Source organism: Niabella sp. CPT15-335-S11 (genome assembly GCF_058792415.1).
The window spans coordinates 135,156-143,881 of the sequence record NZ_JBYTEI010000005.1 but is presented as its reverse complement, the minus strand read 5'-3'; the positions used below and the strand labels follow the sequence as shown (position 1 = coordinate 143,881).

Here is an 8,726-nt window from a genome sequence, read left to right as displayed (position 1 = left end):
AAAGCTGCCTAATGAAAAAGAAAGAAATCTTAACTTAGCAATCAACCCTGATGGTCCTAAAATTGGGGAGTGTTATAGACTATCAAAGTTTAATTAATGCTATAGCAGATAAAAAGATCGAATCCTTATTTTATCAAGGTATTGATGGCATTCAAAAATTCTTCAGGGAGAGAATTGGGGTTGAGATATTCGAAGAAAAATCAGCTGATATAAATCTCCTTGTCAAGCAAAGAAACCTGGCTGTTCACAACAGAAGTAAAATTTCGAAAGAGTTTATTCGACAATTTCCGGGCGAAGATTTTGTAGAGAATATGTATTTGAAATTCACATTTGATTATGTTCAACAGCTAGTGCCTGCATTGTATAAAATCGTTAATCAACTCGATTATACATTTAGTGATAAATTCGATCTCAAGCAAGTTGAATACTAAAAGTCAACAAAGACAAAAAGGTATAATGTGTAAAAGTTGATATCAGCTTTAAGTCCCCCCTATTCAAATCATCAAACTTTAGTCCAGGCACGAAATCGGGGAAATGAACTGCATCTCCCCCCAGCGTTTTTATGATTGACCGTTAAGTGCGTTTCTAAAATACCAAGGCTGACTGGTAATTTACCCCGTTTTTTAGTAGGATACCGCCTCCCCTAGTTGTTAGTTTGTCCAAAAAATCGACATGACAAACTTAAAATCGTCCGGCCAGGAACAATTGGAATCTACCCTCGATGACATGTCCCAGGTATTTAACAACATTGAACCTGAGCACCTGAAAACAGAACTCTGGCAGTGGTTACTCATCTCGAAGGATGAAAAGCCAAAACCTAAATCGAAAGAGGAAAGACAAAGAATACATATACTCTTTCAGCAACTGATAAATCTGATAGCTACGGCCCATGAACTCATACATATTGATCGGGTCTCCGGAGTGCGTCAACACGAGATTGGTGTAAAATCTATTCCAAATCCGGCCTGGTCAGCAAAGGACCACGATGATGTATATGACAACATAGCCCTCCCCCGCCATGTCCATCTGAAGTCCCTGAGCGCGAAAGAGTGCGTTGATTTATATGGCGTGATCTATTCCTTCTTCGAATGGAAGTCGGTGACGAACTGGAACCGGGAACTTAAAACGTGGAAAGACGTCACCCTTTGCAAGGACGATTTTGTTGACGAACACTTGCTGGATAGGCCACTCCAATGCTATACGTATCTTTCAAAGTTGATCGAAGTATGCCAACTGCTTTGTAAGACGGAACATTTCGGCGAACCCCACTCGCCAATCAGTTTTCTTTTTGCCTCGGATTACATGCCGTCGTTTTGTACAGCCGAATGCCTGCTGTCACCGGTATACTATATTGAGCTCATTTTAGAGCATGTGCCAAGGTGGCACACCAATTCTCAAATAGATGCATGGCGGCACGCTGCCACAACTGATGGTAAAGCCTGGGAAAAAGAAGACGCAATAACCTTAATACGTTTACATGACAACATTCAGTGCTTAATTGAGTTAGCCATTATCCTCAAGAGTACCCCCTACATTTCCGAGGATTGGATACAGACCGAAAAATGGTCTCTGGTAGAAAAACGGAAACCGCCATTTGAGCCTTTTGACCGGCAGTACCTGACCAAAAAAGAATGCGAAAATCCATTTGAAGTGCTGCACAAGTTACTTCCCTCAAGCATGGGCTATTATCGTGAGATGCTGCGAGAATGGCTGGAAGCTGCGCTGGATAAAGAGGACGATATCTACGACCAATATTTCAAATTTTCAGATGTAAAAAAAGTACTCGAAGCCCTGCATGCTATAACACATATGCTATGGGATCCGGAAAAGCGAGCACAGATGTTTAAGCTAAAGAATAAACTAGACCAACAGTAGGTCGATACTTATCCTCTGTGACCTTCATGCATATATTAGAACAACCCCGTGCCCCCTCCCCTTTTCCCGGCTCAAACCCAGGTCAAAATAAACGTAATCCTCAAAGATTTCAGCCTCAATAATGCTGTCGAATTAATTATGATACGAGCACAAAAAACCTGGGAAAACCCAGGTTCTAGTTCTAAATTGCAATCATTAGAGATCAGCGATTAAAATAAAACAAGCTCATTGGTTACCAATATATTGGAAGTCATATATAAAACTATCATTCAATTAACCAGCGGCATCACTCAGGTCCTGAATTTTCGGATTTTCGAAACTTTCAGAGTGTTTCTCCCAACACCCGATTAATGTCCGACCATATCGGTCATCTTCATTTAGGCGGATTTTCGGGAATAGCATTTTTCGAAAGTTGCTCCAGCCGGCCGAAATAGAAATAAACGGACTCCAAAAAGAAACGCATTAATTGGACCCATATCATGAGCTTCATATGCTTTTTTAATTCAGGATCATTTTCAAATTTTTCCATTCTCTCTTTTTTATCACCCTGTTCGTTTTCCATCATGGCAGCCTTCACAATAAACGCCGCATGGTATTGCGTCCCTACAATCGACATCAGCGAATCCCTTAGTTCCCTTTGAATATCGGAAAGGCTGATCATTTTCGATACGAACAGAATCATTTTTGTGTCTGGATCCGCTGCGATCTTTTGATTGCTTGGCCAGTCGCAGGACGGATTCTGGTGTATTTTTTCGCCAAAAAGCTGCCAGCAACAGCAAATAAAGGTCTCCAGACATGCTGCAATTCCCACATTCCTGATTGTCTTTTTATCTGACACGCCAGGCAAATCAATATTGCTATTCAAAATATCTAAGAAGCTATATTTTTTGAGTAATCTGGGAAGGTCCATAAACATGTGCAGACTTTCTAAGTTCTCCAACTTACTCAACCAATGTATGATGCCATCAGTAATGGTTTCACAGTCGTAGTCAGTGAACAAAGTCCGAAAAACAGATTCAGCCTGATCCTGAGTTTTCACAAAACCGACATACTCCTTGCCCTTTTTGTTTTTTTTCTTTATAGACATATTAAAATTTTAATTATTAACTAGTAAAATTATCTAAGGCGGATTTAATAATCGTCATCAGGAAAGAATAATTTATTCGCTTTGATGGGATATTTTAGTCAAAGTAAACGTTTGGCTAAATCAAAACACATCGGATCGATCTGAAAAAAGCTGGCTTTACTATTCCTTCCGAGGCTGTTTGCGTTCTCGGCTCGAAATTAGAGCCTGGCAAGACTACCAGGCTCAGTTAAGTGTATGAATACACTGAACCATCAGCAACTAATTCAGCCCAAGTTAATCTAATTGATCGATATTGCCTACACTTTCTTCACAAGGATTCTCCTCTTTCTCTCTAAATATTTCGGTAGCGAATACATAAGTTTATTTTCCACTATTAAATCCGTTTAGAATTCCTCATCATCGCGGCCTCTGTAATGGGTTTTGAGACTACCGCTGACATGAGCTACCTCACGGACATCGATCAAGTGGGCGGCCTCGATCAGCTTAAGCAATTGCGTACATATCTTGAGTTCGCTTAATGGATATGTCGAACGTTCCGGGCAGAGCGCTCGGTCGATTGCCCCTGTCCAATAGTCCAGCCAAATTTCTAATGGCACGAATGCAAAGAACCGTCTGAATACAGGATATGGATTACAAAATTCTTTTTTGGAAAGGTATCTGGGGAAGTCCATCCACGCGTCCTGAAACATGCGATTGCAGGCAAAGAAGGCTGGATTCAAAAGATCTTTTTCTTCCACCTCAATCTTACTTCGTTTGACATCTTTCAATATGTGGGAGGCCTTTATAAGCGAAACCACCCAGCGCATACACAGTACCACATCTGCCGGGGATCTGTCGTCGTATATACCCTTCGACATGGCACTTTCTATGACTCTTCGAACAGTCTGTTTCAACGAGTAAAAACCCGATGCAGAGAATATTTCTGCGAGTACCTGGTAAGGGTCGGTTACCGCGGTGCCTGCCCAGATCCTGGTTTCAAAAATGTCTTCCGTCCTCTTTTCTTTTTTCATAGTTTAACAATTTAGAAAATTGATCAAAATTATTTACGACTCCAAAGATGCGTGACGTTAGCCCGGTAATCAATTCTCAAATGGCATATTTTATGCTGAAATTTGGAATAAATTATGTATCTCTATAAATATACACACTTCAGCGCGAGGTCCCGGCCTTATATAATTCTATAAATAGCACGGGAAGGAAGGGACTCACCCGCCAATCGCAGTAATCCGTTCTTTACAATTTTTATATTTATATTGTACCCTCAAACAATATTTCAGCTATGCAGAACAAGAAGAAAGAATTATCTCCTGGACTGATAAGCGTATTAAAAGCGCGCTTCGAAAAAAATATGGGCCGCCATAAAAATCTGACGTGGGATCAGGTGCAGGACCGGCTGGAGCGGCATCCCAAAAAATTGCGGGCACTCAGTGAAATGGAAGACTCGGGGGGTGAACCGGATGTTGTTGGAAAGGATGAAAGTACGGGAGCCATTATTTTCTTTGATTGTTCCCCGGAGAGCCCTAAAGGCCGCAGGAGCCTTTGTTACGACCGGGAGGCGCTGAACGCCAGGAAAGAAGATAAACCCAAAGACAGCGCCATGGATATGGCCGCCGCAATAGGCATTGAGATGCTTAGTGAAGAACAGTACCGTTATTTACAGACCCTCGGCCACTTTGACCTGAAGACCTCTAGCTGGGTGCTCACACCGGCGTCTATCCGAAAACATGGAGGTGCCGTTTTCTGTGACCGCCGTTACGACACGGTCTTCCTGTATCACAACGGTGCCGATTCCTACTACGCCGCCAGGGGTTTTCGTGGGGCGTTGATTGTATAAGTACATAGAAATATCACACGCTCTCAATTACGGACCCAAATTTTCTAGTTTCAGTTACCGGAATGTTGAACCATTTCCTGCACGGCGAGAACGCCACACCCACACCCATAGCCAGAAATATCCATAGTGTGAGGTAGCGGTCCAGGAATGACAGTCGTCTCCGCGCGACAACCGGTAAGCAATTATTTGCTGACATCAGAGATAGTTTTGAACGAATTCTTCAGCATATTGTTTTATCTGATCGCGCACGCGCGCAAACTCATGCATCACTTCATCTTCAGTACCCTGGGATTTTGAGGGGTCCTGAAAATTGTGATGCAACTGAATTGTACCGCTGGGGAAATAGGGGCATCTCTCTTTGGCATTATCGCAAACAGTAATGACGTAATCAAAAGGGATTTCACGATACTCATCAACGTGGTTGGAGGTGTAGTGAGCAATATCCAAACCATCTTCTTTCAGGGTCTGCACTGTTTTCGGATTCACACCATGGACCTCCACGCCTGCGCTATACACCTTAGCTTTGTCACCTGCGAATTTTTCCAGGTAAGCGTGAGCGATCTGGCTGCGGCAACTATTTCCTGTACAAAGGACCAGTATATTCTTCATTCAAAACTGTCTATTTCCTTATTGCTAATCTTTCACAAATAGTGTACATTATATATACATTATATGTAAATGTGAATCTAGCGTCTAATATCTATTGTCTAATGTCTGCTTCCATCAATTGCAACAATCCGTCCCGCAGCAGCTAGTCGGCTTCTCGGCATAGACCGTGATGCTGAAAATGGCGGTCGGATTTGCCTTATATGCTTTTATTTCTTCCTCATCCAGGTAGTTTCTCAAAATGTCATCCGGCACAATGATGGGTTTTTCTTTTTGTAAACTGAGATTTGTAAAACCGGCGTCCGTGATAATTTTCAAGTAAGTCGTTTTGGAAATGGCGCTGGCTACGCAACCGGCATACATTTCCGCGGCACTTTTGATCTTTTCAGGTAATTCGCCTGTCAGGACAATATCGGAAATGCTAAAGTGCCCGCCCGGTTTCAGAATCCGGTAAACCTCAGCAAATGCTTTTGGTTTATCTGGCACCAGGTTCATCACACAATTGCTGACTACCACATCCGCGACGTTCGCTGTGATCGGTATTCTCTCAATATCGCCGTAACGGAACTCCACGTTGTTATAGCCAAGTTTTTCTGCATTCTCCCTAGCCTTATCGATCATTGCTTCGGTAAAGTCGATACCGATGACTTTGCCTGTCTCGCCAGTTTCGTGGCGCGCGACAAAGCAGTCGTTACCTGCACCACTTCCGAGGTCAACGACTACATCACCTTTTTTAATGTGAGCAAATTGCGTAGGCAAACCGCAACCCAGACCCAGGTCTGCATCTTTGTTATACCCCGCAATGTCATCATATTCTTCCGACATGATCGTGTAAGCATCGGTACTGCAACATCCGGAGCCGCAGCAGGATGAGCTGTTAGTTTCTTTTGATTGCAGGGCAATCTCGCTGTATTTCTCCCTGACCATCTCTTTTATTTCTTCATTCGTTTGCATATATAATAGATGATTTGTTTTATTTTATTTAATGAAAATCAGCAACAGGTCGTCACGCCGGAGTAGGATTGAAAAAATTGATTGAACGCTTCACTGAGATCTTTCCACACATTTTCGTCAATGCAATAGCAAACGCTGGTCCCGTCAATATTTCCCTTTATAATGCCGACATTTTTCAGCTCTTTCAAATGTTGCGAGATAGTCGCCTGAGCCAAACCGATTTCGCTGACCAGGTCATTGCAGATACAGGCTTTGGCGTTAATGATATGCTGCAGAATGGCAATCCGGGCCGGGTGCCCCAGTGCCTTGAACAGAACAGCCAGCCGGTTCTGCTGATCGGTAAATATGTCGGTTTTTGTGATTCCCATCTCAATCTATTTATTCATTGCAATATTACGATGAATTGAGAAAACTTTAGTAATTCGTCAAATATTTTTTCTATCGAACCGAATTTATCGGCAATGCGTACGCGCAAGATCCACTGAAAGATATTCCTATTTTGTACTGATAACCAACAACCCAGACGTAATTAGTTCTAATTTTTCCTAGGTATCACCAGACGACTTTCTCAAAAGAATTTGCCTGCTCAATCCAATTCAATCAGTTAATGGGTACTGCAGAATGAACAGGTATATTCCTTGGAGCTCCAATCCTTAACGGAGACAACGAATTACACCAGGATTTATGATATACTGCAGAAGTCGGATGGCGATTTTGGAAACTACGCTGATTCGGAGAGACACTGAATATACAAATTAGCCCCATTGCGTAGTCGGAGCCACTACGCTGATGCGCATATACCTTTGAGCCCCTTTAAAAATAAATGCATCTCTTAGTTAGCAAACTTTTACAACTTCCATGTTTATCAAGGCGCCAAGTTTTTCAATTTTGGTTGCTATATGTCCGATGCCCACAGCACAGTGGTGTGCCGGACCGTGCATATTCCAGCTGTTCATGAAATTTCTTGCGCCAATCGGGAACCTGTACCGGCTGTTGGTGTTGCCGATTTGTAAAATCGGTCCTGGGACGGATTCCCCCTCAGCGGTTAAAAGCATCAGTTTACCTTGCCTTGTTTCGACCACGGAAAGTAAGGTAACAGGGCCGTGCTTTACAGACATTTCCACCGATAATCCATTGCCTACTTTTCCATGATAAACAACCAATGGCTTTACTTTCGTCTTCCCCTCTGCAATGGCAATATGCCCCGGCCCGTCATGCCCCATCAAAACCACGTCGTCCTTATAATCCATGGCGTAATATTCGGTGAATGATCCCCCGGCTCCAAAACCATCCAATATTTTCATGGCTTGCACGTTCTTAATTTCGTATTCACCTGCAACAGGGACGCCGTTAGCAGTCAGCAAAGAATTTCCAAGAATAATGGAACTGATGGTGTCCTCATTCTCTTCACAACCTGTACCCTTGTAATAATAAGCGATCGAACCCAACTTGTACTTATCGACTAATTTCTCCAATGCAACAGAGGTTTTTGCAGCACGCTCCAATTCAAATTCCGGGCAATCTTTCTGCACTTCAAAAACGTTCCTGAACAGGCTCACTCTTTTCTCAATGGCCTTTTCGGTCACTTCACGCCGCAAAGCCGACAGCTCATCCACTTCAAGCATTTCCATATGCCCTCCAAAATAAGCATACTGTTTGGTCAGATCCGTATAGATATCCAGCATGCCGCTGTAATAATGCCCCATGCACCCCATTCGGTTGTAAGCCATCATGTGTGATACTTTAGCAGCCTGAATCCAGTCTGTAATTTCATTCCAGCATGGCTCATCGTTCTCCAGCATACCGGTCACCTGGTGAAATTTAATCCCCGTACGATTAAATACATTGGCAATCTCCGGAACAGGGCAAGCTGAACAATACGCAAGCCATTCGCCTGTCATTTTAGTACGGTCACCCAACCTATTGAAAACCTCATAATCAATATTAGCTCCTGGAGAAAGATTTAAAATAATTACCGGGACTTTAGCTCTTTGGACAACCGGCAAAACAGTTGCAGAAAGCGCGTAAGTGGTTACATATAGAAAAATAATGTCAACACCCTCTTTGCGAAAGATATCGCCAGCAGCAAAAGCCTTATCCGTATTATCGACCAGACCAACGTTCAGAACATTATCATGTATTGAAGCTATTCTCTCTTCGACAATCTTTAAATACCCTTCCAGCCTCGTTTCCAACCCATCAAATTGCTCCCAGTACGCATCTAGACCAATACCAAATAAACCTATTTTCAGTTCATTCGCAGAGGTTTTCGTGTTTGTTATAACGCAATCTGATTGCGGGAATCCTGTCCCTTGCGACTCTTCCAAGTCATTAATTTTTGTCATTTTTGTATACTTTAATTTAATATTC

The 8,726-nt window shown here is 42.7% G+C and carries 10 protein-coding genes; 3 read left to right on the top strand and 7 right to left on the bottom strand.

The genetic code is table 11. The features are described from left to right. The first annotated feature begins 50 nt into the window (after positions 1–50). Both AC3WS5_RS14075 and AC3WS5_RS14070 read left to right on the top strand, forming a co-directional pair. A complete protein-coding gene (locus AC3WS5_RS14075) occupies positions 51–431 on the top strand; it encodes a hypothetical protein (RefSeq protein WP_492468037.1) in 381 nt (126 codons plus the stop codon). Positions 432–672: 241 nt separating this feature from the next. Further along, on the top strand, positions 673–1,875 hold the full coding sequence (locus AC3WS5_RS14070; RefSeq protein ID WP_492468036.1) for a hypothetical protein: 1,203 nt from the start codon (positions 673–675) through the stop codon (positions 1,873–1,875). A gap of 373 nt (positions 1,876–2,248) precedes the next feature. Here the strand turns inward: AC3WS5_RS14070 and AC3WS5_RS14065 are convergent, their stop codons facing one another. Next, positions 2,249–2,962, bottom strand: coding sequence for a hypothetical protein (locus tag AC3WS5_RS14065; protein WP_492468035.1), 714 nt, complete (start codon positions 2,960–2,962; stop codon positions 2,249–2,251). Between the two features lie 383 nt (positions 2,963–3,345). Beyond that, positions 3,346–3,972 (bottom strand): hypothetical protein, encoded by a 627-nt coding sequence (locus AC3WS5_RS14060; protein ID WP_492468034.1) that lies wholly within the window; start codon positions 3,970–3,972, stop codon positions 3,346–3,348. A 269-nt stretch (positions 3,973–4,241) separates the two neighbouring features. On the opposite strand from AC3WS5_RS14060, the gene AC3WS5_RS14055 reads away from it, so the two are divergent. After that, positions 4,242–4,796, top strand: coding sequence for a DUF4256 domain-containing protein (locus AC3WS5_RS14055; protein ID WP_492468033.1), 555 nt, complete (start codon positions 4,242–4,244; stop codon positions 4,794–4,796). Between the two features lie 13 nt (positions 4,797–4,809). Here AC3WS5_RS14055 and AC3WS5_RS14050 read toward each other — a convergent pair whose 3' ends face one another. The 5 genes from AC3WS5_RS14050 to AC3WS5_RS14030 all read right to left on the bottom strand — a co-directional run bounded on the left by AC3WS5_RS14050 (position 4,810) and on the right by AC3WS5_RS14030 (position 8,701). Beyond that, entirely contained in the window at positions 4,810–4,992 is a 183-nt protein-coding gene (locus AC3WS5_RS14050; protein WP_492468032.1) for a hypothetical protein, read from the bottom strand. Continuing rightward, positions 4,992–5,405, bottom strand: a complete 414-nt coding sequence (locus tag AC3WS5_RS14045) for an arsenate reductase ArsC (RefSeq protein WP_492468031.1) — start codon at positions 5,403–5,405, stop codon at positions 4,992–4,994. Before AC3WS5_RS14045 ends, AC3WS5_RS14050 begins: the two co-directional genes overlap by 1 nt. A gap of 114 nt (positions 5,406–5,519) precedes the next feature. Continuing rightward, on the bottom strand, positions 5,520–6,356 hold the full coding sequence (locus tag AC3WS5_RS14040) for an arsenite methyltransferase (protein WP_492468030.1): 837 nt from the start codon (positions 6,354–6,356) through the stop codon (positions 5,520–5,522). A gap of 38 nt (positions 6,357–6,394) precedes the next feature. Further along, a complete protein-coding gene (locus AC3WS5_RS14035) occupies positions 6,395–6,724 on the bottom strand; it encodes an ArsR/SmtB family transcription factor (RefSeq protein WP_492468029.1) in 330 nt (109 codons plus the stop codon). A 468-nt stretch (positions 6,725–7,192) separates the two neighbouring features. Then, positions 7,193–8,701: an arabinose isomerase gene (locus AC3WS5_RS14030; RefSeq protein WP_492468028.1), complete on the bottom strand. Its 1,509-nt coding sequence runs from the start codon at positions 8,699–8,701 to the stop codon at positions 7,193–7,195. Positions 8,702–8,726: the final 25 nt, after the last annotated feature.

Bases quoted from the DNA above. Each gene is read 5' to 3' on its own strand.
- AC3WS5_RS14075 (WP_492468037.1), top strand. From the start codon at position 51: ATGGTCCTAAAATTGGGGAGTGTTATAGACTATCAAAGTTTAATTAAT.
- AC3WS5_RS14070 (WP_492468036.1), top strand. From the start codon at position 673: ATGACAAACTTAAAATCGTCCGGCCAGGAACAATTGGAATCTACCCTC.
- AC3WS5_RS14065 (WP_492468035.1), bottom strand. From the start codon at position 2,962: ATGTCTATAAAGAAAAAAAACAAAAAGGGCAAGGAGTATGTCGGTTTT.
- AC3WS5_RS14060 (WP_492468034.1), bottom strand. From the start codon at position 3,972: ATGAAAAAAGAAAAGAGGACGGAAGACATTTTTGAAACCAGGATCTGG.
- AC3WS5_RS14055 (WP_492468033.1), top strand. From the start codon at position 4,242: ATGCAGAACAAGAAGAAAGAATTATCTCCTGGACTGATAAGCGTATTA.
- AC3WS5_RS14050 (WP_492468032.1), bottom strand. From the start codon at position 4,992: ATGTCAGCAAATAATTGCTTACCGGTTGTCGCGCGGAGACGACTGTCA.
- AC3WS5_RS14045 (WP_492468031.1), bottom strand. From the start codon at position 5,405: ATGAAGAATATACTGGTCCTTTGTACAGGAAATAGTTGCCGCAGCCAG.
- AC3WS5_RS14040 (WP_492468030.1), bottom strand. From the start codon at position 6,356: ATGCAAACGAATGAAGAAATAAAAGAGATGGTCAGGGAGAAATACAGC.
- AC3WS5_RS14035 (WP_492468029.1), bottom strand. From the start codon at position 6,724: ATGGGAATCACAAAAACCGACATATTTACCGATCAGCAGAACCGGCTG.
- AC3WS5_RS14030 (WP_492468028.1), bottom strand. From the start codon at position 8,701: ATGACAAAAATTAATGACTTGGAAGAGTCGCAAGGGACAGGATTCCCG.